The 24,901-nt window shown below is 65.3% G+C and carries 24 protein-coding genes; 13 read left to right on the top strand and 11 right to left on the bottom strand.

Going from position 1 to position 24,901, the window contains the following annotated elements; translation table 11 throughout:
- Positions 1-269: transposase (locus F1609_RS27730; protein WP_167080114.1), on the top strand; the 269-nt coding region annotated here is incomplete at its 5' end.
- Positions 270-412: 143 nt separating this feature from the next.
- Here the strand turns inward: F1609_RS27730 and F1609_RS27725 are convergent.
- Positions 413-1,024: a c-type cytochrome gene (locus tag F1609_RS27725; RefSeq protein ID WP_167080112.1), complete on the bottom strand. Its 612-nt coding sequence runs from the start codon at positions 1,022-1,024 to the stop codon at positions 413-415.
- A gap of 118 nt (positions 1,025-1,142) precedes the next feature.
- Between F1609_RS27725 and F1609_RS27720 the strand changes: the two genes are divergently transcribed.
- Genes F1609_RS27720 through F1609_RS27705 form a run of 4 tightly spaced genes read left to right on the top strand, consistent with a single transcriptional unit; the run spans position 1,143 to position 2,847 of the window.
- Entirely contained in the window at positions 1,143-1,556 is a 414-nt protein-coding gene (locus F1609_RS27720) for a DUF6331 family protein (RefSeq protein ID WP_167080110.1), read from the top strand.
- Positions 1,557-1,606: 50 nt separating this feature from the next.
- On the top strand, positions 1,607-1,924 hold the full coding sequence (locus F1609_RS27715) for a hypothetical protein (RefSeq protein WP_167080108.1): 318 nt from the start codon (positions 1,607-1,609) through the stop codon (positions 1,922-1,924).
- Positions 1,925-1,984: 60 nt separating this feature from the next.
- Complete coding sequence (locus tag F1609_RS27710) at positions 1,985-2,554, top strand: 2OG-Fe(II) oxygenase (RefSeq protein WP_167080106.1); 570 nt, start codon at positions 1,985-1,987, stop codon at positions 2,552-2,554.
- A gap of 41 nt (positions 2,555-2,595) precedes the next feature.
- Positions 2,596-2,847: a DUF2164 domain-containing protein gene (locus F1609_RS27705; protein WP_167080104.1), complete on the top strand. Its 252-nt coding sequence runs from the start codon at positions 2,596-2,598 to the stop codon at positions 2,845-2,847.
- 4 nt (positions 2,848-2,851) lie between these two features.
- On the opposite strand, the gene F1609_RS27700 is transcribed toward F1609_RS27705, so the two are convergent.
- On the bottom strand, positions 2,852-6,013 hold the full coding sequence (locus tag F1609_RS27700; RefSeq protein ID WP_167080102.1) for a hybrid sensor histidine kinase/response regulator: 3,162 nt from the start codon (positions 6,011-6,013) through the stop codon (positions 2,852-2,854).
- Positions 6,014-6,229: 216 nt separating this feature from the next.
- Positions 6,230-6,637, bottom strand: coding sequence for a response regulator (locus F1609_RS27695; protein WP_167080100.1), 408 nt, complete (start codon positions 6,635-6,637; stop codon positions 6,230-6,232).
- 313 nt (positions 6,638-6,950) lie between these two features.
- Between F1609_RS27695 and F1609_RS27690 the strand changes: the two genes are divergently transcribed.
- Both F1609_RS27690 and F1609_RS27685 read left to right on the top strand, forming a co-directional pair.
- Positions 6,951-8,642, top strand: coding sequence for a sensor domain-containing diguanylate cyclase (locus F1609_RS27690; RefSeq protein ID WP_167080098.1), 1,692 nt, complete (start codon positions 6,951-6,953; stop codon positions 8,640-8,642).
- Between the two features lie 65 nt (positions 8,643-8,707).
- Positions 8,708-9,334, top strand: a complete 627-nt coding sequence (locus tag F1609_RS27685) for a GGDEF domain-containing protein (RefSeq protein WP_167080096.1) — start codon at positions 8,708-8,710, stop codon at positions 9,332-9,334.
- A gap of 9 nt (positions 9,335-9,343) precedes the next feature.
- Here F1609_RS27685 and F1609_RS27680 read toward each other — a convergent pair whose 3' ends face one another.
- Positions 9,344-10,156 carry a TlpA disulfide reductase family protein gene (locus tag F1609_RS27680; RefSeq protein ID WP_167080094.1) on the bottom strand — a complete coding sequence of 271 codons (813 nt, stop codon included), beginning with the start codon at positions 10,154-10,156 and terminating at the stop codon, positions 9,344-9,346.
- A 96-nt stretch (positions 10,157-10,252) separates the two neighbouring features.
- Between F1609_RS27680 and F1609_RS27675 the strand changes: the two genes are divergently transcribed.
- The 3 genes from F1609_RS27675 to F1609_RS27665 all read left to right on the top strand — a co-directional run bounded on the left by F1609_RS27675 (position 10,253) and on the right by F1609_RS27665 (position 14,704).
- Positions 10,253-11,794, top strand: a complete 1,542-nt coding sequence (locus tag F1609_RS27675) for a phospholipase D family protein (protein ID WP_167080092.1) — start codon at positions 10,253-10,255, stop codon at positions 11,792-11,794.
- Between the two features lie 204 nt (positions 11,795-11,998).
- On the top strand, positions 11,999-13,921 hold the full coding sequence (locus tag F1609_RS27670) for an outer membrane protein assembly factor BamB family protein (RefSeq protein WP_167080090.1): 1,923 nt from the start codon (positions 11,999-12,001) through the stop codon (positions 13,919-13,921).
- Positions 13,922-14,140: 219 nt separating this feature from the next.
- Positions 14,141-14,704 (top strand): YcxB family protein, encoded by a 564-nt coding sequence (locus F1609_RS27665; RefSeq protein ID WP_167080088.1) that lies wholly within the window; start codon positions 14,141-14,143, stop codon positions 14,702-14,704.
- A 297-nt stretch (positions 14,705-15,001) separates the two neighbouring features.
- Here F1609_RS27665 and dsbD read toward each other — a convergent pair whose 3' ends face one another.
- The 7 genes from dsbD to mrtJ are packed head-to-tail and all read right to left on the bottom strand — an operon-like array spanning position 15,002 to position 22,219.
- A complete protein-coding gene (dsbD, locus tag F1609_RS27660; protein ID WP_167080086.1) occupies positions 15,002-16,834 on the bottom strand; it encodes a protein-disulfide reductase DsbD in 1,833 nt (610 codons plus the stop codon).
- Positions 16,835-16,870: 36 nt separating this feature from the next.
- Entirely contained in the window at positions 16,871-17,761 is an 891-nt protein-coding gene (locus tag F1609_RS27655; RefSeq protein ID WP_167080084.1) for an FAD:protein FMN transferase, read from the bottom strand.
- Positions 17,761-18,906 carry a DUF3570 domain-containing protein gene (locus F1609_RS27650; protein WP_229422102.1) on the bottom strand — a complete coding sequence of 382 codons (1,146 nt, stop codon included), beginning with the start codon at positions 18,904-18,906 and terminating at the stop codon, positions 17,761-17,763. The genes F1609_RS27655 and F1609_RS27650 overlap by 1 nt, the downstream gene beginning before the upstream one ends.
- Positions 18,907-18,923: 17 nt before the next feature.
- Positions 18,924-19,157 carry a DUF4266 domain-containing protein gene (locus F1609_RS27645; RefSeq protein WP_167080080.1) on the bottom strand — a complete coding sequence of 78 codons (234 nt, stop codon included), beginning with the start codon at positions 19,155-19,157 and terminating at the stop codon, positions 18,924-18,926.
- Positions 19,158-19,159: 2 nt separating this feature from the next.
- Entirely contained in the window at positions 19,160-19,669 is a 510-nt protein-coding gene (locus F1609_RS27640; protein WP_167080078.1) for a TlpA family protein disulfide reductase, read from the bottom strand.
- A 23-nt stretch (positions 19,670-19,692) separates the two neighbouring features.
- Positions 19,693-21,816 (bottom strand): choice-of-anchor D domain-containing protein, encoded by a 2,124-nt coding sequence (locus F1609_RS27635; protein ID WP_229422101.1) that lies wholly within the window; start codon positions 21,814-21,816, stop codon positions 19,693-19,695.
- Between the two features lie 31 nt (positions 21,817-21,847).
- Complete coding sequence (mrtJ, locus tag F1609_RS27630; RefSeq protein ID WP_167080076.1) at positions 21,848-22,219, bottom strand: JDVT-CTERM system glutamic-type intramembrane protease MrtJ; 372 nt, start codon at positions 22,217-22,219, stop codon at positions 21,848-21,850.
- Positions 22,220-22,418: 199 nt separating this feature from the next.
- Between mrtJ and F1609_RS27625 the strand changes: the two genes are divergently transcribed.
- From F1609_RS27625 to F1609_RS27615, 3 genes are read left to right on the top strand one after another with little or no spacing between them, the layout of a single operon-like run.
- Complete coding sequence (locus tag F1609_RS27625) at positions 22,419-23,015, top strand: RNA polymerase sigma factor (protein WP_167080074.1); 597 nt, start codon at positions 22,419-22,421, stop codon at positions 23,013-23,015.
- Positions 23,012-23,662: an anti-sigma factor family protein gene (locus F1609_RS27620; protein WP_167080072.1), complete on the top strand. Its 651-nt coding sequence runs from the start codon at positions 23,012-23,014 to the stop codon at positions 23,660-23,662. Before F1609_RS27625 ends, F1609_RS27620 begins: the two co-directional genes overlap by 4 nt.
- Positions 23,662-24,879: a S8 family peptidase gene (locus tag F1609_RS27615; RefSeq protein WP_229422103.1), complete on the top strand. Its 1,218-nt coding sequence runs from the start codon at positions 23,662-23,664 to the stop codon at positions 24,877-24,879. Before F1609_RS27620 ends, F1609_RS27615 begins: the two co-directional genes overlap by 1 nt.
- Positions 24,880-24,901 lie beyond the last annotated feature (22 nt).

The raw sequence follows: 24,901 nt of genomic DNA, 5'->3' as shown, positions 1-24,901 counted from the left end.
CACTCGGCCGGATTGGCAAGCAGGAAGTGGTGATCGATCCGAAAAAACGGCCTCTGTGCGCTGCCATGGCAGAGAAGTTCAAATCCGTGACAACGCAGGCGGCTTACCGAAAACGCAAGTGGATCTCAGAACCGCCCAACGCCTGGGTGAAAAGCGTACTGGGTTTCCGCCAATTTAGCATGCGAGGACTGGCCAAGGCGCAGGCCGAGTGGAAACTCGTCTGCACCGCGCTGAACTTGCGGCGAATGGCAAAAATGATGTACGCGTAGACCTGGAAAGGGCGAAAATCGCCCAATTCGAGGCCGGAAGCTTCTATTTCATTCGACTTTCGCGCGCGAAAGTGAATCGCTATCGACGGCGGCGAAGACGCGCCTGGCATGCTCAGCGAAAAAACTGTCTGCCGCGCAGACTCCTAGCGCACTGTTGCCAGGTAGGCCGAGACGGCGCGCATGTCGGCGTCGCTGAGCTTGACCGCCACTTGTTTCATCGCAGTGGCCAGCGGATTGTTGAACCTGGGCGCGTCGCGGTACACCTTTAACTGTTCCAGCGTGTAGCCGGCCGGCTGCGAGGCGATGCGCGGGAACGGCGCCTGGCCGTGGCCCTTCGGCCCGTGGCAACTGGCGCAGGCTGGTGCGCCGTTTGCGCTGCCATGCTCGAAAACGTGCCGGCCCTGCCGTTCCATGGCTGCATCGGTCGGGGGCTGGGGCTTGGCCTGCTGGGCCGCGTAAAAGGCGGCCAGCTCGCGCATTTCCGGCGCGGTCAGCTGCTCGGCCACGGCGCGCATCTGCGCATGCGGCCGTTCGCCATTGCGGAAGTTTGTCAGTTGCAGTTCGATGTACGCCGCCGACTGGCCCGCCAGGTTGGGATACAGCGCGGCGGCGGCCGTGTTGCCGTTCGCGCCGTGGCAGGCGGCGCAGCGCTGCAGCAGCGCCGTCGATGGTACGGCCAGGGCGGGGAGGGCGAGTACGGCGAGCGTCAGTGCCAGCGCGGCGCTGGTCCGGTGACGGAAAATTGTGGTGTGCATGGTGGTGTCCTTTTCGCCCGGAACAGGCGGCTTGGGTAGCACCCGAGTATAGAAGGGCTTGCGCGGGAGGCACTTATACTTTGGTATAGTGGAAAAGCAAGTATAAAAGGGGACATCAATGAACAAGTCGGTAAAGCGTCCGCAAAACGCCATCGCGACCGGGCCTGATACGTGGATCGACCACGTGGAGCCGGCCGTGCCGTATGGGAAGGCGGTGACGATCGACGATTTGCTGGCCGACCTGACGCCCATGTGGGCGGCGCTGGAAACATATTGTGTGGCTGGCTGCTGCGGATTCGATGCCTTCGATTTTTCGGCCGATGGCGTGGCCGCGTCCCTGTCCAAAGTCAATGCGGCGCGTACCTGCGAGGCGCTGGCAACGCTGCGCGGGAATCTGCTGGCCTTGCGCGCCAATGCGGTGTCCAGTAATCGGCTGAATATGTATTGCGATAAGAACGAATTCCTGGAATTGCTCGGACACCTTGACAGATGTTATCGCGCTGCAATACCCGCCGGTCGAGATCAGCGTTGACGGCGCCGACATGATCGAACGAACCGCCGCATCCTATAATATACAACACAATGAGAACCCTGAAAAAACCGATCGCAGCGCTGGTACTGTTTGCTTCTGGCGCTCCTGCGTTTGCCGGCGAGGCGTGCGATGAGCAGGCATTGAACGCGCTACGGCCGTTGGTGAAGGTCAACCGGCCGGACTGCGCCAGCGTCCGGATGTTGGCCACTCCCTGCACCGTGCTGCCGGACGATCCGCGCAACACTGCCGCAGCCATTATTTTCCGGGGCGATCCCGGCAAGGTGGACGACGACAACGAGAATCACAACGGCCAGCAAGACGATATCAAACCCTACGTACAGGCAAAGGATCAGTGGTTCAGGCGATGACGGCGCGTCCCATTCACAGGGAACGTTGGCAATTTCACTTCATCGACAGGACAACTTATTATGCACATCGAAAAATTTGGCATGGGTATCTTCTATATACATGATTTTCTTACCCCCGAAGAATGCGCGCGCCACATCGCCGAGAGCGAAGCGATCGGCTACACGGCGGCCGGCTTGAGCACCGGCAGCGGCGAGATGATGGCGCTCGATTTCCGCAATAACGAGCGCATTATTTACGATAACGCCGCGCTGGCCGGCCAGCTGTACCAGCGCGCCGCGCCCTTCCTGCCGCCGCTGCAGCGCGACTGGGAACTGAGCGGGTTTAACGAACGCTTCCGGTTCTACCGTTATCAGGACCAGCAGTTCTTCAATGCGCACATGGACGGCAGCTACGAGCGCAGCGAATCGGAAGTCAGCTTTCTGACCATCCTGTTTTACCTGAACGACGATTTCACCGGCGGCCATACCGATTTCAGGTGGGAGAGCATCAAGCCCAAAGCCGGTTCCGCCCTGGTATTCCCGCACCTGCAAATGCATCAGGGGTCGGCGGTGGAAAGCGGCACCAAATACGTCTTGCGCACCGATATCATGTACCGCCAAGCGGCCGGCGCGATCCCCGGCGACGCCTGATTCTGCTAAGCTGCGGCTCCCTCACGACACAAGAAACAACGATGGCCATTAAACTGAACCAGGAAACCGAGGAGCGGCTGCTGTCGTCCCTGCAGCGCTATTGCATGAAGAATTTCGATGAAGAGGTGGGCGTGCTCAAGGCGCGCCTGCTGCTCGACTTTTGCCTGCGCGAGATCGGCCCGTCGATCTACAACCAGGCCGTGCAGGACGCGCAAGCGGTGATGCAGGAAAAGATCGCCGAAGTCGATACCAACTGCTACGAGAGCGAATTCGCCTACTGGAGCAAAAAGTAGCGTCTCAGCCCCTGCGCTCGATGATCTTCCGCATGACCGCCATCAGCGCATGCATGTCGTAGGGCTTGTTGAGCACCAGGTCGCCCGGCGCCACGTCCGGGTGGATCTGCCCGGTGGCAAACACCACGGCCAGTCCCGGCAGGATCGCGCGCACTTTCTCGGCCAGCACATTGCCCAGCAGCCCGGGCAGGCCGACATCGGTAATCATCGCGTCGAAGCCGGTGCGCGCCACGGCGTCGAGCGCGGCCTGGGCATCGCTGGCGTATTCCACGGCATGCCCCATCAGCTTGAGCATTTCGAAGGTGATGTCGCCGACCGCCGCGTCATCTTCGACCAGCAGCACGCGCAGCGCCGCCGGCGCCAAGGTGGCCGGCTGGTCCGGCGGAGTGACCCGTTTCTGCTGTTGATTGGCCAGCACATGGCGGATTTTCCTGGCCAGCGCTTCGCGCGTGTAGGGTTTGCCCAGCAGCTCCACGCCGGCATCAACCCGTCCGCCGTGCACGATGGCGTTTTCGGTGTAGCCGGACGTGAACAGCACCGCCAGTTGCGGCAAGCGTTCGCGTGCCTTGCGCGCCAGCTCCGGGCTGCGCAGCGGCCCCGGCATGACCACGTCGGTAAACAGCAGGTCGACCTGTACGCCGCTGTCGATCACGGTCAGCGCGCTGGCGGCGTCGCTGGCCTTGAGCACGCGGTAGCCGAGCTCGGTCAGCATGTCGACCACGGTGGCACGCACCTGGTCGTCGTCTTCCGCCACCAGGATGGTTTCGGTGCCGCCGACATACACGGAATCGACCGGCACGGCCTGCGCCTCCTCCATCTCGAACGAGCGCGGCAGGTAGATGCGCACCGTGGTGCCGTGTCCTTCTTCGCTGTAGATCTTGACGTGCCCGCCCGATTGCTTCACAAAACCATACACCATCGACAAACCGAGCCCGGTTCCCTTGCCCTCCGGCTTGGTCGAAAAGAAGGGCTCGAACGCATGCGCCAGCACGTCCGGCGTCATGCCCTTGCCGGTGTCGCTCACGGCCAGCATCACGTATTGCCCGGCCTCGACTTCCGGGTGGCCGCTGGCGTACCTCTCGTCGAGCACCGCGTTGCCGGCTTCGATGGTCAGACGGCCGCTGCCGTCCATGGCGTCGCGCGCGTTGATGGCCAGGTTCAGCAGCGCGTTTTCGACCTGGGCCGTATCGACCAGGGTGTTCCACAAGCCGTCCGAGATCACGGTGTCGATATCGATCGCTTCGCCCAGGCTGCGGCGCAGCATGTCTTCCATGCCAAGCACGAAGCGCCCGATCTTGACCACCTTCGGTTCGAGCGCCTGGCGCCGGCCGAAGGCGAGCAGGTAGCTGGCCAGCTTGGCGCCGCGGTCGACCCCGGCCATGGCGTTGTCCACGCGCCGGGCCGCGCGCGGGTTGCCTTGCACGTCTTTCGCCAGTAATTGCAAGTTGCCCGAGATAACCTGCAGCAGATTGTTGAAATCGTGCGCCACGCCGCCGGTCAGCTTGCCGATGGATTCCATTTTCTGGGCCTGCTGCAACGCCAGTTCGGTCTGGCGCATGGCCTCGGCGGCCTGGCGCTCGGCCGTGATGTCGCGCCCGACCGCGTGGATGAACGCATTGTCGGGGGCGGCGCTCCACGAGAGCGTGCTGTAGCCGCCGTCGCGCCGGCGGTAGCGGTTTTCGAAGCGGAAGGTGGTCGCGCCCGCACCCAGCGAACCGACCTGTTCCAGGGTGGCGGCGCGGTCGTCCGGGTGAACCAGGTCCATGAACGATTGTCCAACCACGCTGTCCGCATCCCAGCCCAGCACGCTGTTGAAGGCGGGGTTGACGGCCACGATGCCGGCCGTGAAATCGGCCACCAGCATGATGTCGGTCGACAGGCGCCACATGCGGTCGCGCTCGGCGGTGCGGGCGCCGACCTGCTCGGCCAGCGTGCTGTTGAGCCGTTCTAGGGCCAGCGCGCTGCTTTTGTGGTCGTCGATATCGGTGTTGGTGCCGATCCAGCTGATCAACTCGCCACTGTCGCTAAAAATCGGCAAGGCGCGCGACAGGTGCCAGCGAAAGGCGCCATCGGCGCGGCGGATGCGAAATTGCGTCTCGTACACGGTGCGCGCGGCGATGGCGCTGGCCCACAGGGCGGCGGCGGCTTCCAGGTCTTGCCCGTCAATCAGGCTGGCCCAGCCGTCGCCGTCGAGCGTGCCGGGCGCCGCGCCGCTGTAGGCGTACACGCGCTCGTTGAACCAGTCGAGATAGCCGTCGGCGCGCGCCGACCACACATGGTTGGGCATGGCCTGCGCCCAGACCCGGAACTTGCGCTCGTTGGCGCGGGTATTCCTTTCGGCGTTGACCCTTTCGCTCACGTCCGCGCCCTGCACGAACACGCCCCAGATCGCGCCCTTGTCGTCGCGCACGGGCTGGTACACGAAATCGAGAAAGGCCTGGCGCGCCGGCGCGGTGGCGGTGGCCGAGATCGAAAAAGCGACCTCGTTGCCGCGAAACACCTCGCCGCTGACGAACATGCGGTCGAGGTGCTCGATAAAACCCTGTTCGGCCGCTTCCGGCAGCACCTCGCGCACGGTGCGCCCGATCAGGTCGCGGTTGCCGACCAGGTCGAGATAGGCTTTGTTGGCCAGGATGAATTCGTGCTGCGGGCCGCCCAGCAGCGCCATGAAGCCGGGCGCCTGTTCGAACATGCTGTGCAGGCGGCCGATTTCACCGCGCGCATGCCGTTCGGCCATCACTTTGGCGGTGCTGTCGATGACGATCGCGATCACGCCGCCGACCTGGCCGTTGTCGCCCTGCACCGGTGAATAGTCGAGGTTGAGCCAGAACTGTTGCAGCTGGCCGTTGCGGGTCCAGCTCAGTTCCTGGTCGCGATAGGTGAGGGTGCCGCCGCCGAGCACCACATCCAGTACATTGCGGTTGAACTCGGCCACATCGGGGAAACTGTCGCACACCGGCTTGCCCAGGATGCCTGGGTGATTGTCTCCCGCAAACACCGCGTATGCTGCGTTGTAGAGCATTACCCCGTCGGCGCCCCACAGCAGCGTCATGGCAACGGGCGAGCGCAGCACCAGCGCGACCGTCGATTGCAACGCTGGCGGCCATGCCGCGACCGCTCCCAGCGAGGTGGCGCTCCAGTCGACCCCGGCGATCGCGGCGCCCATGCCGCTTGCCTCCGATAAAAATGCGGGAAGGGAGGCGGAAACCGGGGATGAAGTCATGGGTGCGATAGGTAAGTGAGCGCGCGGAATATCGGAACAGCCGAAATTATACCTACTGCAATCATCATTAAGCGCAAACAGGATGCGCACGCGCTTGCCGACACAGCGCATGCCACGTCCTTGTGACATGCGCGTGTCGTATTTTGGCTGCGCCGCGGCTTACGGCATGCGGTCGATCAGGTCCTTGATCGAGTTCGGATTGACCGGCTTGACGAAATAATGGTCGAAGCCGGCGCCCAGCGAGCGCTGCTTGTCGTAGGCCTGGCCATAGCCGGTGAGCGCGATCAGTACCGCGCCCGAGGTGTCCGGCAGGCGCCGCAGGTTTTCGGCCAGCACGTTGCCGTTCATGCCCGGCAGGCCGATGTCGAGCACGCAGACCTGCGGCCGCAGTTCGCGCGCCAGGTTCAGCGCGGCGTACGGATCGGTGGCGATGGTCACTTCGTAGCCGGACAGTTGAAGATACGTGCCCAGCGTATCGGCGGCGTCGGCGTTGTCGTCGACGATCAGGATGCGCGGGCGCTTGGTTGCCGACGATGTCGGGCTGGTGGCGAGGGTTTGTGGCTGCACTGTGTACACCTTTAAGTCTTCGGTTTGATCACGAATCGGTCGCGCAGGCGGCGTTCAAGCGGCGCATGCACGGGTCCGTTAGCTTCTTATGTTACAGGCGATCTCGCGGCGCGGCGCTGTTTGCTTGCCCTGCGTACAGCGAGAATCCTCAACAATGTATATATGTTAAGCTTTTTTACAAAATACTCGCGTTCGCTTGCACGGATGTGTTATGCCCATCGTGCACATGCCGCCGGGTAATAAGGCGGCGACAAGGTAAAATGACATGCGCGGCATTGTTCCCTCGCGCTATCTTTGCCGAAAAACCACACCGATGCCTTTCAACCTCAATCCAGCCACGCTCAAGTTCCGCCTGACCGTGCTGCTTATCGGCTTGGTGCTGCTGGCCACCAGCTTGCTCACCTTCGTGTCGCTGTACCTGGCCGAGCGCCAGATGCGCGACGTGATCGGCTCGCAGCAGGTGGCGCTGCTCTCGAGCGCGGCCGCCTACATCGACGCCGACCTGGAAGCGCGCCAGACGCTCCTGAAAACCCTGCGCGAAGAACTGGGCCGCACCGACGGCAAGCCGAGCGGCGGCATGCAAACCTTTCTGGAAGCGCACGCCGGCCTGCGCGACGAGTTTTTCAATGTGCTGGTGCTCGACAGCAGCGGTGCCATGCTGGCCAACATGAACGACCGGCGTATCAACGACAAGGTCAACTTCGGCAAGCGCGCCTACTTTACCGACACCGTGGCCGCGCGCGAGGGCGTCATTTCGCGCCCGTTCAAGAGCGCCCTGTCGGGCAAACCGGTGATCCTGCTCACCGAACCGGTGTACGACGCCGACGGCAAGCTCATTTTCATGCTGGGCGGCGCCATCGACCTGCAACGGCCGCGCTTTTTCGGCCAGCTGGCGTCGCTCGGCTCGGGCGCCACCGGCTACCTGTTCATGCTCACCGGCGACGGCACGGTGATCCACCACCCGGACAAGGGACGCATCCTGCAGCGCGTGCAGGACGAGCCGGGCGGGGTCACGCCCGCGACCCGCGCCGCGCTGGACGGCTTCGAAGGCTGGGTCGAAGGCCCCACCAAGAGCGGGGTGCGCGCGTTGATCACCTACAAGCGCCTGCGCAAGACCGACTGGATCGTCGGCGCCGTGTACCCGGTCGCCGAAGCGTTCACGCCGCTGATCCGGATGCGCCCGACCGCGCTGCTGGCCTCGGTCGCGGTGGCGGCGCTGGCCGGACTGGCGGGCTGGCTGGCCATCCTGCGGTTGCTGCGGCCACTCGGCGCGCTGCGCCGGCACGTGGCCGGGAATGCCGACGGCAGCGAAAACATCGACGTCTTCAACGTGCGCCGGCGCGACGAGTTCGGCGAACTGAGCCGCGCCTTTTTCACGCTCTCGCAGCAGCGCCGCGAGGCCGAAGTCAAGCTCGAGGCCCAGGCCCGCACCGACATCCTGACCGGCATCGACAACCGCCGCATGTTCGAAGAAACCTTTGCCGCCGCACTGGCGCGCGCCGCGCGCGCCAACAGCAGCGTGGCGCTGGCCTACCTCGACATCGACCATTTCAAGGCCATCAACGACACCTACGGCCACAAGGCCGGTGACCAGGTTCTGGTCGAGTTCGCCAAACGCCTGCGCGCGGCGGTGCGCTCGACCGACAGCGTGGCGCGCCTGGCCGGCGACGAATTCGTGGCGATCTTCGAAGGCGTGAGCAATGATGCCGAACCGGCAATCCTGGCCGGCAAGATCCTCGACATCGCGCGCACACCGTTCCTGGCGGCCGGCAAACCGTTGCAGGTGACGACCAGCGTCGGCATGGCCATCGGCGGTGGCGGCGCCAGCATGGAAGACTACCTGGCGCTGTCGGACGAAGCCCTGTACGCCGCCAAAGATGGCGGACGCAACCGCTTCGCCCTGCGCCTTCTCGACAGCGCGCCGCCGCCCGTGGCGCGTGTGCGCGTGCCGGTGCGGCCGCCCATACCTGACGCCATAACGGACGCCCTACGGGACGCCGAATAATGCTTGATTGCAGGTAACTCCGGCGTTAAGCTTTGCGTACAAGCACAATCTCTAAGGAATTCTTGATGAGTACACAATGCGACGGTTGCCCGGAATGCGCGCCCTTGCGCGCCAGGCTGGCTGAAAAAGAGCAGGAAATCCTGGACCTGACCGAGTCGCTGACGCGCCACGACACCCTGACCGGCGCGCTCAACCGGCGCGCGCTGACCGAGCTGGTGGCCGAGGAGCTGCAACGCTCCTCGCGCACCGGCCAGCCTTTCTGCGTGGCCATGATCGGCATCGACCACCTGAAAGACGTCAACCTGCAGTTCGGGCACGACAGCGGCGACGCCGTGCTGCAAGCGGTGAGCCGCTCGGCTACCGAGCTGCTGCGCACCTTGGACCGCTTCGGCCGCATCGAGAGCGACGTGTTCGGCATTATCCTGCCGGCCACCTGGTTGCACCAGGGCGTGCTGGCGATGAACCGCCTCAACGCCAAGGTCGCCGGGTTCGACTGGGAAAGCGTCACGCCGGGCCGCAAGGTCACGTTTTCGACCGGCCTGACCACCAATGCCCCGGCCGAAACGGCCGACATGATGATCCAGCGCGCCGAAAAAGCCATGGCCGAAGCCAAGCAGGAAGGACGCAACCGGATCGTGCAGATCGAACAGGAGTTGCCTGCCGGCCTGTTCGCCGCCATGGACGATATGTAAGGACGGAAACTAGTCCGGCTTGCGCAAGTCGGCCAGCTTGCTTTCCAGCGAGGCGGCCGACACCGCGCCCAGGTGCGAATTGGCAAGCCGGCCGCCGGCGTCGTAGAACAGGGTGGTCGGTAGCGCGCTCGATCCCACTTCGCGCCCCATGGCCGAGCTGGTGTCGAGCACCACGTTCTCCAGCGCCAGCTTGCCGCCGTTCAGGTACGCCATCACGGTCTGGCCATCTTCCCCCTGGTTGACGAACACAAACACCACATCGCGGTGGCGCTGCTGCGCGGCGGACAGGACCGGCATCTCCTGGCGGCACGGCGGGCACCAGCTGGCCCACAGGTTGAGCACCACCGGCCGTCCCTGCGCCAGCGCGGCCAGATTGACCGGCGCCCCGGCGGGCGTGACCAGCGCGATCGCAGGCAAGGGCTTGCGCTCGCTCAGGTTCAGCAGCAGCGGCGCACCCGAGGTGAACCAGGCCAGCGCCCCGGCCAGCACGCCGGCCGCCAGCGGATTGCGCAGGCGTGGTTGCTGGAACATGCGCCAGGCGCCGAAGGCCAGCGCGGCCAGCACTACCGCCCACGGCGTAAAACCGCCGTCGCGGATGTCGATGATCGACAGCGGGTTGGCGCGGTACTGCGCGAACCAGCTGGCCACGAACACGATCCGTCCCGCCACCAGGCCCACGAGGAACATGTCGAGCAGGATTTTGCCGGTCCTGACCTTCTGATGGCGACCAACCCAGTTGCCGACGCCACATGCTATAAGTAGCGATATCAGCAGCAGCAAGTGCGCCGTCTGGAAGCTGAAGGGCCCGAGGCTGACGTTCATGGCGGATTATTTTTCATGGGGCGGCTCCGGATAAGCAAACCCCACTATTATGGCGCACACAGATTAGGCCTGGATTAAGCAGTCCGGGAACCACGCATGAAGACCTCGCCATTAACGTCGCTGCTCGCTGCGCTGCTGCTGTTGGCGGCCACGCTGAGCGGCTGCGCCAGCCTGCCGCCGCTCGACGGCCGCACGCCCAGCCACTATCTTGCAACCACCCCGCCAACGCGGCTGGGCACGGCGCTGGCGCCGCTCGCCGCGGCCCATCCCGGCATGTCGGGCCTGTACGCGCTGGCCAGCGGGCGCGACGCCTTTGCCGCGCGCGCCATGCTGGCCAACGCCGCCGAACGCACGCTCGACATCCAGTATTACATCTGGCGTAACGACAGCACCGGCCTGCTGCTGTTCAACGCCCTGCGGGCGGCGGCGCAGCGCGGCGTGCGCGTGCGCCTCCTGCTCGACGATAACAACACGCGCGGCCTCGACCCGATCCTCGCCGCGCTCGACGCCGACCCGAATATCGAAGTACGGCTGTTCAATCCGTTCGTCCTGCGCGAGCACCGCGGACTCGGCTTCCTGTCCGACTTTGCGCGCCTGAACCGGCGCATGCACAACAAATCGTTCACGGCCGATAACGCCGCCACCATCATCGGCGGGCGCAATGTCGGCGACGAATATTTTGGGGCGGACGGCAACCTGCTGTTCATCGACCTCGATGTGATGGCGGTCGGCCCGGTGGTGGACGCCGTCTCGCGCGACTTCGACCGCTACTGGAACAGCCGTTCCGCCTATCCGGTCGGCCTGCTGGTGGCGCCGGCCGGCGCCGCCGACCCGCTGGACGCGCAGGCAGGGCAGGGCGGCGCGGCGCTCGGGTATGTGGCGGCGGTGCGCGCCTCCCCGTTCGTGGAACAGCTGGTCGCGCGCACCTTGCCGTTCGAGTGGGCCAACACCACGCTGGTGAGCGACGACCCGGACAAGGTGCTCGGAAAAGAAGCGCCCGACACCAAAGTCACGTACCAGCTCAAGCGCCTGCTGGGCGACCCGACCGAAACGGTGGACCTGGTGTCACCGTATTTCGTGCCGGGTAAAACCTGGGCCGGCAATTTTTCGGCGATGGCCGCGCGCGGCATGGACGTGCACATCCTGACCAATTCGCTCGAAGCGACCGACGTCGCGGCGGTGCACGCGGGTTATGCCAAATGGCGCAAGCCCTTGCTGGAAGCGGGGGTGACGCTGTACGAGTTCCATCGTGGGGTTGGCGGCGAAGGCGCGCCGCCCGCAACCAGGGGGAGCAAACTTGGCAGCGCCGCGACCAGTTTGCACGCGAAGACGTTTTCGGTGGACCGCAAGCGCGTCTTTATCGGCTCCTTTAACTTCGACCCGCGTTCGGCCGACCTCAATACCGAGATGGGCTTCGTGATCGAGAGTCCGGCGATGGCCACACGCATGGCGGCAGCGTTGCGCGCCCAGGTGCCGGCGCGCGCCTACCGGGTGCGTCTGGCCCCCGACGGCGCCCTGTACTGGACCGAACGCGTGGGCGAGAGCGAGATCCGCCACGATACCGAACCCGGCACCGGCTTCTGGAAACGCGCGGCAGTCGGCTTGTTATCGCTGCTGCCGATCGACTGGCTGTTGTAGCGCGCCGCGAGGGCAATGCTTGATCAAGATACTGCTGGATCAGCCTGTACCACTTGAACTGACCGTGTCCGTACGTACGCATGACCGCTGGCCGGGCCAACGCCGGCCGCATCTTTCTGCCGGCCAGATGAGCAAAAATTCTTTTAGGCAATTTGTAACCTGTACAATGCGAGCCATTTCCCAACTTGTCCTATAGATATCTTTATGAATGTTCGTTTTAGCGGCCTGATGGCCGGCGTAGTCGCATTAAGCCTGGCCGCTTGCGGTGGCGGTTCCGGTGGCGGTAACCCGGCTACCCCGCAAAGCAACCAGGCCGGAAACTGGCTCACCTTCACTCCGGCGGCACCCGCTACGGCGCAGTATCAGGGCGAAAGCGCGAGCGTGGTGTTGGCCGCCATCGCCAGCCGCACCTTTGCCGCACCATTCAATGTGGCCATCGTTGACGCTTCCGGTGTGATCTCCCCGGATGTGCGGATCACGGCGCTGTCGCCAACCGAATATGTCGCAACCCTGCGCACCTCCAGCACCCTGGCCGCCGGAGAACATTCCACCATGCTCGAAGTGCGCCTGTGCGAAGACACGCCGACCATCTGCGCCAAGCCACTCCCCGGTTCGCCGTGGCGTGTTCCGCTGAAGGTGCAGGTAAAGTCAGCCGCTGAAGCGAAGGCGCGCCTCACCGTGGCGACGCCCAGCGTGAGCGTAACGACCTATCCGGGCGAGAAGGCCGGGTTTTCCATCGAGGCTCAACTCAGCAAGGAGCCGATCTCGCAGTCCGTCAATATCGGGGTGTTCGATCCATCAAGCCTGACGATTGCTCCACTGAGCCGCACGGCGAGCGCGCCGGACGGGCGCTATGTGTTCGACCTGTCGACGGCGACCAGCAACGCGCTTGCGATCGGTACCCATAGCAGCAATCTGGAGCTGCGCCTGTGCCAGGATGATGTGCGCGTTTGCCGCCAGCCGATGGCTGGTTCGCCGTGGATCGTGCCGCTGACGGTCAAAGTAGTGTCGCCCACTAACCTGACGACGCTCACGGCCGTCGACGGCGTGGGCGCCTGGTCAACGTACCAGGGCAATCCGGCGCACACGGGCCATGTGGCGGCAAGCTTCGATCCCGCTGCCTTTTCGCGCCGCTGGAAAGTGGCAAGCGACGGCAATTATTCGCGCGATTTCGTCTCCGCAGCCATCGACAATGGACGCGCATTTTTCGTTCGCCGCGTCACGGGCGGCCGCTCGGAGCTGATCGCCGTTTCTGAAGATACGGGCGAACAGGCATGGAAAGTGGACCTCGGCACCCTGAACCAGGTCAATTCGCCTGCTGCAAGCAATGGCCGCGTGTACCTCACATCGACCGGCCACCAGGATACGTTCTTGTGGGTATACGACCAGGTCAGCGGCATGCTGCTGAGGCAAGAAACAATGAGTTCTCAATGGCCAAGCTATTCCGCACCCACGGTACTGGGCACGGATGTGTACACCGTGAACGGCTACTTCGGTGGCATCTCCAAGTATGGTGATGCTCAAGGCAAGTTCAGTTGGCATGTCGCGGGGAAGCCTAATGCTGGCTGGAGCCCGAGCACGGATGGGCGTTTCGTCTACACATACAGTACACCTGACAATACACTCAGGGTGCTCGACGCTGCCAACGGCAGCGTGGCTTACTCAATCGGCGATCCTTACCCGTACAGCACCTACTTTATTTCCACCCCTGTCGTCTTGACCGACACACAGCAAGCCATCGTTGGCGGCGGTAGCCTGACGGCATTCGACCTGAATGGCCATAAGCGCTCGTGGATCCAGAACGCCAGCACGACCGGCACGCCGGCCTATGGCAACGGGACCATCTACGCACTCGCCGCGAACGGCCTGTCACTCGAGGCACGCGCCCCGGCAACCGGGAACCTGCTGTGGACGGTATCCCTTCCGGAAGGCGGCTACTACACCAACGTCATCGTGACACGCAACCTTGCCTTCGTCAGCTCGAGTTCCAGCACCCAGGCCATCGATCTCGCAGCGAAAAAGATTGTCTGGACTTATCCTATGGGTGGCAGCCTGGCCATTTCGGCACGCGGCGTGTTATATGTCCTGAATGCGTCCAGCGTACTTGCAGCCGTCAACCTGCGCTAAAGCAAAAGGCATGATTCGGGGGCAAGGTCGGCTCAGCGCCAACCTGGCCCCGGCGGCGCAGGAGCACTGCACTGAAAAACATGCCGGGAACCGCATTGTTCAAGGGCTGAGAAAGACGGGCTGATTTTTCGGGATGCAGGCGCCGGAAGTTTGAATGCTCCCGCTCCGACCAGGTTCTTCCTGAGAATCATGACGAGAAAGGCCCCAGGAACTGGGGCCTTGTCATTTCCGGCGCCGGGTTGGCAGCGATGTAAAGATCATAAGGGCTCAAAAAACATGGATTCCCAGTATCGTTTCTGTTTCTCCGAAGATCATTTGATAGCGTCGTTTGTGAGATATAGACGGCAACTCTGGTGGCGTCGACCGTTCATTGGGTTGAAATGGTTTCTTGCAGCGGCGCTCCTTGCGCTCCTGGGGCTCACCCTGTTCCTGGGTTCGGTGGCGCTTTGCGCAATAGTCGGTGGCATCATGGGAGCGCTGCTCCTCGGTTGGCCTATTGACGCCTGGTTTATTCGTAGAAACCTCAGAAGTTCACCATTTCATAACGACGATATTGCATTCACCATCTCGGAAAGTGGGGCGCACATTGTTGGCCGGGATAGCGAAGCACGTATTGGATGGGCCAGCTTTTCAAAAGCGCGACGGTTCGCGGATGGGCTGTTGCTCTTCCAAGGGCCTGGTTTTGTCAATTGGCTGCCGGATTCGGCTGCCACTGACAAGGCAGCCATTGCGAATGCACAAGAACTGGCACGTTCGAAGATTCAGGACTACCGTGATGCGTAATGCGCCGGGCACGCTGCACGAGCCGATATACCGTTCCATCCCTGAGCGTGCAAACGCGCTAGGAGTACGGCCAACGCGCTAAAAAAAGCGGCTCTCGCGGTGTCAGGAACATCGCTCCAAAGTGCCTGCGCAGCCGCGCGGAACAATGACGCCGCCGTAACTGCTTCCCGACAAGAATCGCCAATCCTTTTGGAAGAGCTTGGGCCAATCCCGATGGATTGGCCTTTTGTAAGCATGCTCAAATTGGCCCGGGTGGCATCAAACACCAGCCAAAAGATTGTCAATTCCTTGCCCTGGTCAGCCCGCCGTGCCGTGGGCCGCCTGCAGGCGTTCGGCGAAACGCTGGGCCGGCACGAAGCCGATGATGCGCCCCTGCGGCACTTCCTTGCCCCTGGCGTCGAACAGGATGATGCCCGGTGGCCCGAACAGGCTGAATTTCTTCATCAGCGCGCGGTCGTCGGCATTGTTGGCCGTGACATCTACCTGGATCAGGCGCATTTTCTTCATCGAGGCGGCCACCGCGCTGTCGGGGAAGGTCATGCGCTCCATCTCCTTGCAGGCCACGCACCAGTCGGCGTAGAAGTCGAGCATCACCGGCGTGCTGGTATCGGCCAGTGCGCGTTCGAGTTCGGCGACGGTGCGGATGCGGGTGAACTGCGGACCTTCTTCGTGTGCGACCGCCGTGCCGCCAGCGCCACCGCGCAGATGCGCCAGCGGTTGCAGCACGTCGCCTCCCGAGCTGGCCGCGCCGGCCAGTTCGAACAGGCCGGCGACCAGCATCACCACGCCCAGCGCCTTGCCGGCGTAGGCGCCGGCGCCGCTATGCGGCGGCAGTGCATGGCCCACGTGCAGGAACACCGCGCACAGGATCGCGAAACCGCCCCACAGCGCCATCATCACCTGCACCGGGAACACCGGCGAGACCATCCAGATGGCGACCGCGATGAGCAGCATGCCGAATACTTTTTTGACGCCGTTCATCCAGGCGCCGGCGCGCGGTAGCAGGCTGCCGGCAGACAGCCCTGTGAGCAGCAGCGGCACGCTCATTCCGAGCGCCATCGAGAACAGGGCCCAGCCGCCGATCAAGGCGTTGCCGGTCTGGCTGATGTAGAGCAGGGCGCCAGCCAGCGGGCCGGCCACGCACGGCCCGACGATCAATGCCGACAGCGCGCCCATGATGAATACGCCCGCGAAGCGCCCGCCCTGGACCGCGCCGCCGGTACTGGACAAGCGCGATTGCAGGGAACTTGGCAGCTGCAACTGATAGACGTCGAACATCGACAGCGCCAGCCCGACCAGCAGCGCGCCGAAGGTCAGCAGCACCCAGGGTTTTTGCAGCGCGCCGGCCAGGCCTTCGCCGGCCAGCCCGGCACCCACGCCGAGCGCGGTGTAGACCAGCGCCATGCCGAGGCAGTAGGCGGCCGCCAGCAGCAGGCCGCGCGAACGCGAGACCGAGCCTTCGCCGACGATGATCGACGACAGGATCGGCACCATCGGCAGTACGCACGGCGTAAACGACAGCAGAAGGCCGAACAGCAGGAAGGCGCTGCCGATGCGCCACAGGCTGCCGCTTTGCAGGGTGCGCTGGGCGAGGGTGGTGTCGTCTTCAGGGGCGGCCGCGCTGGACGCTGGTGCTGGTGGAGTTGGCGTGGCCGCAGCCGGCGCTTCGGCCCGCGCCGTCAGCACGCCCGGTTTGGCCGGGTCGACCAGATAGGTCTTGGTGATGGGCGCATAGCACAGGCCCGCGTCGGCGCAGCCCTGGTAGGTCACGTTCAGGGTGAACGGCCTGGGGCTCGCGGCCAGCGTGGCATCGAGCTGGCCGCCGTAGGTTTCCATCTCCTTGTTGAAGTTCTCGTCGAACTTGCGCACGCCTGGCGGCAGGCTTGGCGCCGCAATCGGGTCCTGGCCGGCGGCGCTGGTGAATCCGATGCGGTCGCGGTACAGGTGGTAGCCGGGGGCGATGCTCCAGCGCAGCGCCACGGCGCCGTCCTGGCGCACTTCGGTGCGCAGCACAAAGGCCAGTTCGGGATCGAGGAAGTCGTCGGCCGCGGCGGCCTTGCCGGCCCAGCCGGCAAAGGCGAGCATGGCCAGCAGCGACAGCAGCCATCTCAGAAAAGGTGTGGATGTCATGGTGGTTCTCCAATAGTGAATTCAGGGTGAAGCTGCTTACACATCCTTGCGGAAGCACTGGCCGTCCCGGTCGATAGCCAGGTAGGCCATGCCAGAGCGGTCGAGGAAGGCCAGGCCATCCTCCTGCATCAGCATGGCGATGGTGGAGCAACTGCCGGCGGCGATTGCCAGGGGACCGAGCACGCTGACCGAGCGCCAGTGCGACACCGGCATGCCACTGCGCGGATCGAGCACATGGCAGTAGCGCGTGCCGTCCACGTCGATGAAGCGCTCGTAGTCGCCGCTGGTGGCCAGGGCGCCGCTGGCGATCGGGATCGCCGCCGCCAGTCCTTTGGCGTCGCGCGGGTCCTGCACGCCGATCGACCACGCCACGCCATCCGGCTGCGGACCGATGATGCGCAGGTCGCCCCCCAGGTTGACGTAACCGTGGCGCACGCCGGCCCCCTGCAACAGCGCGGCGGCGCGGTCGGCGGCGTATTCCTTGCCGAAGCCGCCGAAGTCGATCTGCATGCCGGCCTGCGCCAGGCGAATGGCGCCATTGGCACGCTCCACATGGCGCCAGCCGACCAGCGGCAGCAGCGCGTCGAGTGCCGCCTGCGCCGGCAGCAGCGGACGGCCAAAGTCCCAGGCGCGCCGCAGCACGCCCGAGGTGATGTCGAACAGGCCGCCGCTGCTGGCGTGCAGCACGCCGGCGTAGTCCAGCAGCGCGTTGGTCTCGTCGTCGCAGGCCACGGCATCGCCCCCGGCGGCGGCATTGATGCGCGCGACGATGCTGTCGGCCCGGTAGCGCGAAAAAGTGCGCTCGATGCGCCGCACTTCGTCGATGGCCACCTTGGCCAGCGACGCGCCATCGCTACCCGGCGGCAGCGCCAGGCGCAGCTCGCAGCGGCTGGCCATGGCATCGAACGGGAAGGTTTGGACGTCCATTACCACTGGCGCGTGAGGCCGAGCTGGATGCTGTGGGCGCGCAGCGGTTCGAGTCCGGGGCTGCCCTTGTCGAACAGGCGCCAGTTGCCGCGCTGCTGGTAGGCTTCGAGCTTGACGTCGACGATCCAGTCGCGGCTTAACTGCCTGGCCACCTTGATCCCGAGCGTCACCGCGCCGAAGCCCGAGAGGCGCTGGTCGGCCGATGACAACGCATCCGGGTTGCTGTCGAAGCCGGGCCGGAATGGCTCGCCCAGCACGCCGTCATACACCGGATCGAAGTAGAAACGCGCCGCCCGCTGCGAATACAGGCGCGCCGAGGGCGTGATGATCCAGCCCTGGCCGACCGGCTGCACGTATTCGCCCCCGAAGGTGTGGGCGCGGATGCCGTAGGTGTCGGTGTAGTAGCGGTACGACAGGCGGCTGGTACCCCCAAGCGCCGCATAATGATGGTTCCAGCGCCCCATGACGGTGCTCTGCTTGCGCTGGCGCGGACGGTTGTCGAAGGCCTTGTACGGGTCCGAAAAATAGCCGTGGCCGCGGTTGTGGGTCACGGTCAGCTGCGCCAGGTCGTTCTGCCCCAGCACCTGCGTCACGCCGGCCAGGAAGTTCACGGTCTGGCGCGATTCGTCGCGCACGATGAAGTTGACTGGATTGATCGCATCGTCCGAGCCGCCCACGCCGAGCGAATAGGTGGTGTTCTTGTCTTCGCTCGACATGGTGGCGGTCACCGACAGGGCGCGCGAGTCGTAGTCATGCTCGGTCGAATAGGCCGCGCCGACGGTAAGACTGCCGCGCGAGAAATAGCGCGTCAGCGCCGCGTCGCCGGCCTTGCGCTCGTCGCTCATGCGCGAGGCGCCCGATACCGCCGTGTGGTAGCGCGGCGAGGCGCCCGAGACATCGTCGGCCGTCAGCGAGCCCGATACCGACCATACGCCGGCCACCGGCGCGATGAGCGAGATGGACGGCGCGCGCACGCGGATGCGGTCCATGCCCGACTGGCTTTCGTCGTAACCGAGCAGCTTGACGCTGATGGACGCGTGTTCCGGCGGCGTTTCGGCATGCACCAGGCCTGGCAGCATCAGGGCCGCCGCCAGGATGGCGTGGCCGAGGGCCGGAGTGTGTGCTGATGGGAGTGGGGTGGTCATGTGATCAATCATCTCTCTCAATTGCAGCCGCAGCCGCCGCCACCGACGCCGCTGCCGCCGGACGCTGCCTCGCGGCTGTTGTAAATATGTTCGTTGAAGCGCGCTTCAAGTCCGTCGCCCTCCATCAGCATTTCAGTCTTCGCCAGCGTGCCTTTTTCCCAGGCTTGCACCGGGGTGATGGCCGAACAGCCGGTGGCGCCGGCGGCCAGCGCCGCTACCGCGGCGAGGCGCAGCATGATCGTGGTCATCATCGTCATTTCTTCGCTCCCAGTGCCGCCTTGATTTTCGCTTCCAGTTCTTCGCGGTCGGCCGCCTTGAAGCCGCTATGCTCGAAGATTACCTTGCCGTCCGCGCCAACGAGTACACTGCTCGGCATGCCCTTGACGCCATAGCTGCGCGGGGTGGCGCCGGCCGGATCGAAGCCGATCGCGAACCTGGCCGGCGTGCCCGCCAAAAAAGTGCGCGCGTCCTCCACCTTGGCGTCGACATTGACGCCGACGATCTGCAAACCCTGGGGGCCGTATTTGGCCTGCATCTCGTTCATCCACGGGAACGACTGGCGGCACGGGCCGCACCAGGAGGCCCAGAAGTCGACATACACCACCTTGCCGGCGTATTTTTCCAGCTTGACCGCGCCATCCGGTCCCGCCAGGTTGAAGGCCGGAGCGGGTTTGCCCGCTTCCAGCGCGCTGGCCGGCGCCGCCAGCAGCGCCAGGAGAAGGGATGCGGCGACTGCGCGTGTAGTGCGTTTGAAGTTGTTCATAGCGGTTCCGTAAAGGTGATTGATCATGACTGCGCCGGATTGCGACGGCGCCAGAAAAGGACGCCGGCCGCCAGCAGCGCCAGCAGGGCCAGCATCGGATCCGTGCCATCGCGTACCGACGAACAGCCGCCGCCGCCCTGGTTCTGCGCCGGTGCAGGATTGGCCGGCACGGCTGCGGCCTGGCCGGCCAAGGCGATGGTCCAGTTGGCGCCGCCGTCGGCTTGCAGCACGACGCTGCCGCTGCTGGCGCTGGAAGCGGCCGGGGTGTAGCCGATCACGAGGTCGCACGAGGCGCCCGGTTGCAGTGCAAACGGCAAGGCCGCGCAGCCGCTGGCGTCATTCACGCGCGCGAACGGTCCGCTGAAGGTCGCCGCCGACAGGTTGATGGCCGCGGTACCCGCGTTGGTCAGCGTGAAGCGCTTGGACGCCGCGCTGGCGCCAAAGTCGAACGACTGCGGCGTGAGCGTGAGCGCAGGTGCCGCCGCGATGGCGGTGCCGGTACCGGTGAGTGGCAGCGAAAATTGCGTGCCGCCGTTGGTCAGCAGGAGCAGGGAGGCGGCGCGCGCACCCGGTGCGCCCGGTTTGAAGGTGGTCTCGATGGTGCAGCTGCCGCCGGGGCTGACCATGCCAGTGACCGCGCAGGTGCCGCCGAGGACAAAGTCGCCGCCGTTGGCGCCGTCGATCACCAGGGTGGCGATGGTCAGTGCCGCCGTGCCGGGATTGCGCAGCACCGTCGTGTGCGGCGCTGCGCTTTTGCCGACCTGGATTTCGCCGAAACCAATGGGACCGGCGTCCGACAGGGCAGGCGTGGCCACGGCCGCCGTGGTGCCGGCGCCGCTCACGGCCACCTGCACCGCGCCGCCATTAAAGGTGGCCACCAGCGTGCCCGCAAACGCGCCGTTGGCCATTGGTGCGAACAGCACAGGCACGCTGCAGGTGGCGCCCGGCGCCAGAGCTGCAACGCAGTCACTGCCCGGCGCCACGCTGAACCCGCCCGCGCCATTGACGGCGATCGACGAGAATGTCAGCGCCACGTTGCCGCTATTGGTCAGCGTGACGTTTTGCGTGGCGGCCGCGCCGCCGATGGTCTGGCTGCCGAAGGCCAGCGCGTTCGGCGTGGCGCTGGCCGCCGCCGTCGCGCTGGCGCCGCTGCCGGCCAGGCCGATGGTGACGTTGCCGTTGGCGGCATTCGAGGCCACCGTCAGGTTGCCGGCAAAGGCGCCGCTGGCGGTGGGTTGCGCCGCCACCGTCAGCGCGCAACTGGCGCCGCCGGCCAGCGGTTTGTTTACCGCGCAGTCGCCGCCGAGCGTGAAGATGGCGCCGTTGGCGCCTGCCAGCGTAATGCTGCTGAAGGTCAGGGCGCTCTGGCCGCTGTTATTGAGCGTAATGCTTTGCGGGGCCGATGGCGCATTGGTGGCCAGCGCGCCGAAGTTGATGCTGGTGGCCGAGACGCCAATGGTGGCCTGCGGCGCCGCGCTGCCGGTGCCGCTCAGGGCCACGCTGCTGCTGCCGCCGGTGCCGTTATGGGCCACGGCCAGGCTGGCGCTGCGCGCGCCGGCCACGCTCGGCTTGAAGCTGACCAGCACCGTGCAGTTGGCGCCCGCCGCCACTGCGCCTCCGGGCGCGCAGGTGCCGCCGGCGATGCTGAAGTCGGCCGCCGCCGCCCCGGTCACGCCAATGGTATCGATATTGAGCGCACCCGGGCCGGTATTGGCCAACGTGGCGGCGAGGGTGCCGCTGGCTTGCCCGAGCAGCGTGCCGCTGAAGGCCAGGCTGGCGGGATTAAGGCTGGCCGCCGGCGCCGCGCTCACGCCGGGGTTGCCGATGAAGGCTGCAATATCGGCCAGGTCGACGTCTGAAAATTTGCCGGCGTAGAGATTGCCCATGCCGCCCTTGTTGGCGGCGATCGCAGCGCTGATGGCGGCCGGATGATTGGCCGCGCTCAGGATTTTGCTGACGTTGGCCGTCGGCGACGCGGTATGGCAGCGCGCGCAGGCGGTGCCGCCGCCGGCCGGGCCGTTCAGGTACAGCGTCTTGCCGTGCAGGGCATCGGCCGCGTGGGCCTGGCTCATGGCCAGCAGCGCGCACAGGCCGGCGCCGCGCATGTGATGCCGCGGGCCGGATTGGTTCAGTCGAAATCCCGTCATTGCTACTCCTGTTGTTATGTCTGTTTGTTGTTCAATAGATGTTGAAACTGCAAAAAATCAGCGCGATGCCGTTACACAGCGCGTGGAGCAGTGCGCATAGCCGCCAGTCGCGCCAGCGGCGGTAAACCAGTCCGAATGCCAGTCCGGGAAAGAACACCAGCGCCATGGCTTGCGCGCCCGACATCACATGCAGCAGGCTGAACGCCAGCGCCGGCACGCCCAGCACCAGCGCCGCGCCGCTTCCCCGCCGCATCAGCCACTCCTGCAGGCCGGCGCGCACGATCAGCTCCTCCAGCAGTGGGGCGAGCAGTAACAGGCGAAACAGGCTGCCCGCCGAGTGATCGAGAAGTGAGGGGCCGCATAGGGCAAACAAAATACTGATCCTTCGGTGGCAGCGATGCATTGTTCGGTCTTATTGAACGGTCAATACGGGCTCGCGCGTAAAAGGTTCAATGCTTTTGAAAAAAGTTTTGGTAAAAATTGCCACGTGTAAAATCAGGGCTGGATGTGAACGACATATTTTTTTCTCGGCAGCATGAACCTTTTCACTGCGGGCAAGTATTCACCGCAGAAGTAGAAAACATCGTGGAGAACATCGAAGCATGCTGAAACAATGGAGAGCGCGTTTCGGGAGGGCGCCGGCCGGACCATCCGGGTCGAGCGAGACGGCGTTGATTGCCCTGATCGCGGGCGGGGACCGGGACGCCTTCCAGGCGCTGTACCGGGTCTACTTCGGCCGGCTGGCGCGCTTTCTGGACCGGATGGTGCGCGATGGCGCCCTGATCGAAGAAATCGTCAACGACACCATGCTGGTGGTGTGGCAGAAGGCGCACACCTTCGACCACACCTGCAAGGTGTCGACCTGGGTGTTCGCCATCGCCTACCGTCAGGGACTGAAGGCGGTCAATATGCGCGACGAGCCGGTGGAATCGAATGTTGAGCTGGAGGTGGGCGACGTTCGGCAGGAACCGGAGCACGCTCTCGCGCAGCAGCAGTTGCAGGAGGGCGTGGGCGAAGCGCTCAAGGCGCTCTCGCTCGAACAGCGGGTGGTCGTCACCCTGACCTATTACCACGACATGGGCTACCAGGAAATCGCCGAGACGATGGGATGCCCGCTCAATACCGTGAAAACGCGGATGTTTCACGCCCGGCAGCGCCTCAGGGTGCTGCTGTCGGCACATCAGGAAGAACTGTCATGAACCTGAACCAAGAACCGACCAGCGCATCGCACCAGGCGATGCGCGATTTGCTGCCGTGGTTCGCCAACGGCACCCTGGACGAGAGCGAGGCGGCCGAGGTGCGCGCGCACCTGCAGCAGTGCGCGCAATGCGCCGGCGAGGTAGCATGGCAGCGCCAGTTGCACGCCGCGGCGCCGTGCGAACCGTCCGGACTCGATCCGGAGCGCGCCCTGGCGCGCCTGATGCCGCGTCTGGGTCCGCAAAACAGCGTGGCGCCCGCCAGGGCCTCCGGCATGCGCGCCTGGTTCGGCGGTGGCTGGATGCCGTGGGCGATGGCGGGGCAGTGCGCCCTGATCACCGTGCTGGTGATCCAGATGATCGCGCCGGTGGGCAAGGGCGACGCCTACCAGGCGCTGAGTAACGCCGCTGGAGGTCCGACTGCGGCGCCGGCCGGCACCATCGTCGTCGTGTTCCAGCCCGAGGCCAGCCTGCGCGAGGTGCAACGGCTGTTGCAGGCCAGCGGCGCGCGCGTGGTCGACGGGCCGACCGTCACCGGCGCCTTTGTCCTGAGCGCGCCGCCGGGCGGCCAGTCCACGGCGCTGGCCGTGCTGCGCGCCGACGCCGACGTGCAACTGGCTGAAGCGCTGGGGCCGCGGAGCGCGCCGTGATGCGCGTACTGATGTCGGTGCTGCTGCTCCTGGCGGCGCTGACCGGCCGCGCCCAGGAGGCGGCGCCCCAGGCCCCGCCCGAGGCGCGCCAGATCCTGGTCATGCTGCATTTGCCGGCGCCGCACTTCCGGCCCGACGCCGCCTACGGCGCCAACTACCGCGACGACGCCGGCCGCCTGGCGCGGCGCCGCATCGCCGAAGCGCTGGCGCGCGAGCACGGCCTGACCATCCTCGAAGGCTGGCCCATGCCGGCCCTGAACGTCGACTGCTACCGCATGGCCGAACCGCCCGGCGCCGAGCCGGGCAAGATCGTCGAAGCGCTCTCGCGCGATGCGCGGGTCGACTGGGCGCAATCGATCAATACCTTTTCGGCCCAGGCCAGCGACCCGCTGTACCCGGTGCAGCCGGCCGCGCTGCAATGGCAGCTGGGCGAAGTACGCAAGGCCGCCACCGGGCGCAAGGTGCTGGTGGCGGTGATCGACAGCGGCGTCGAAACCGACCATCCCGACCTGGCCGGGCAGGTCGCCTTCCAGGAGAATTTTGTCGATGGCCAGGCCTACGCCGCCGAGACCCATGGCACCGGCGTGGCGGGGGTGATCGCGGCGCTGGCCGGCAATGGCGTGGGAATCGAAGGCGTGGCGCCGGACGCGCGCCTGATGGCGCTGCGCGCATGCTGGCAAGTGGCCGGCGGCGCCACCCGCTGCAACAGCTTCACCCTGGCCAAGGCGATCAATTTCGCGTTGATGCACGGGGCGCAGGTAATCAATCTCAGTTTGTCGGGACCGGCCGACCGGCTGCTGCGCGAACTGATCGACGTCGCCTGCGCGCGCGGCGTGCGGGTGGTGGGGGCGGTCGACGCGGCCAGTGCCGATGGCGGTTTTCCCGCCTCGCATCCGGGCGTGTTCGCGGTGGCGGCCGACAGCGGCCGGCAGTTGAACGCACAGGTGCTGATGGCGCCCGGGCGCGACATTCCGACCGCCGCGCCGGGCGCGCGCTGGGGCATGGTCTCGGGGTCATCCTATTCAGCGGCGCATATCTCTGGCATGATGGCCGTGCTGAGCGAGCTGCGTCCCGGGCTCACCTTGCCGCAGGTCCGATCGAGCATTGTGCTGCAACCGGGCGGCATCAACCTTTGCGCCACCGTCACCCGCCTCACAGGAAAATGTACATGCGTCTGCGTCGAGGTCACGCCGCCCAAGATCGTCCGCCTGCCCTGACCGCCGCCATGCGCGGAGCCGC

It is taken from the genome of Massilia aquatica (assembly GCF_011682045.1).
In the GTDB taxonomy this organism is placed as follows: Bacteria; Pseudomonadota; Gammaproteobacteria; order Burkholderiales; family Burkholderiaceae_D; genus Telluria_A; species Telluria_A aquatica.
Note: the sequence above shows the minus strand (reverse complement) of the source record. Positions and strands in the feature narration are given on the sequence as shown.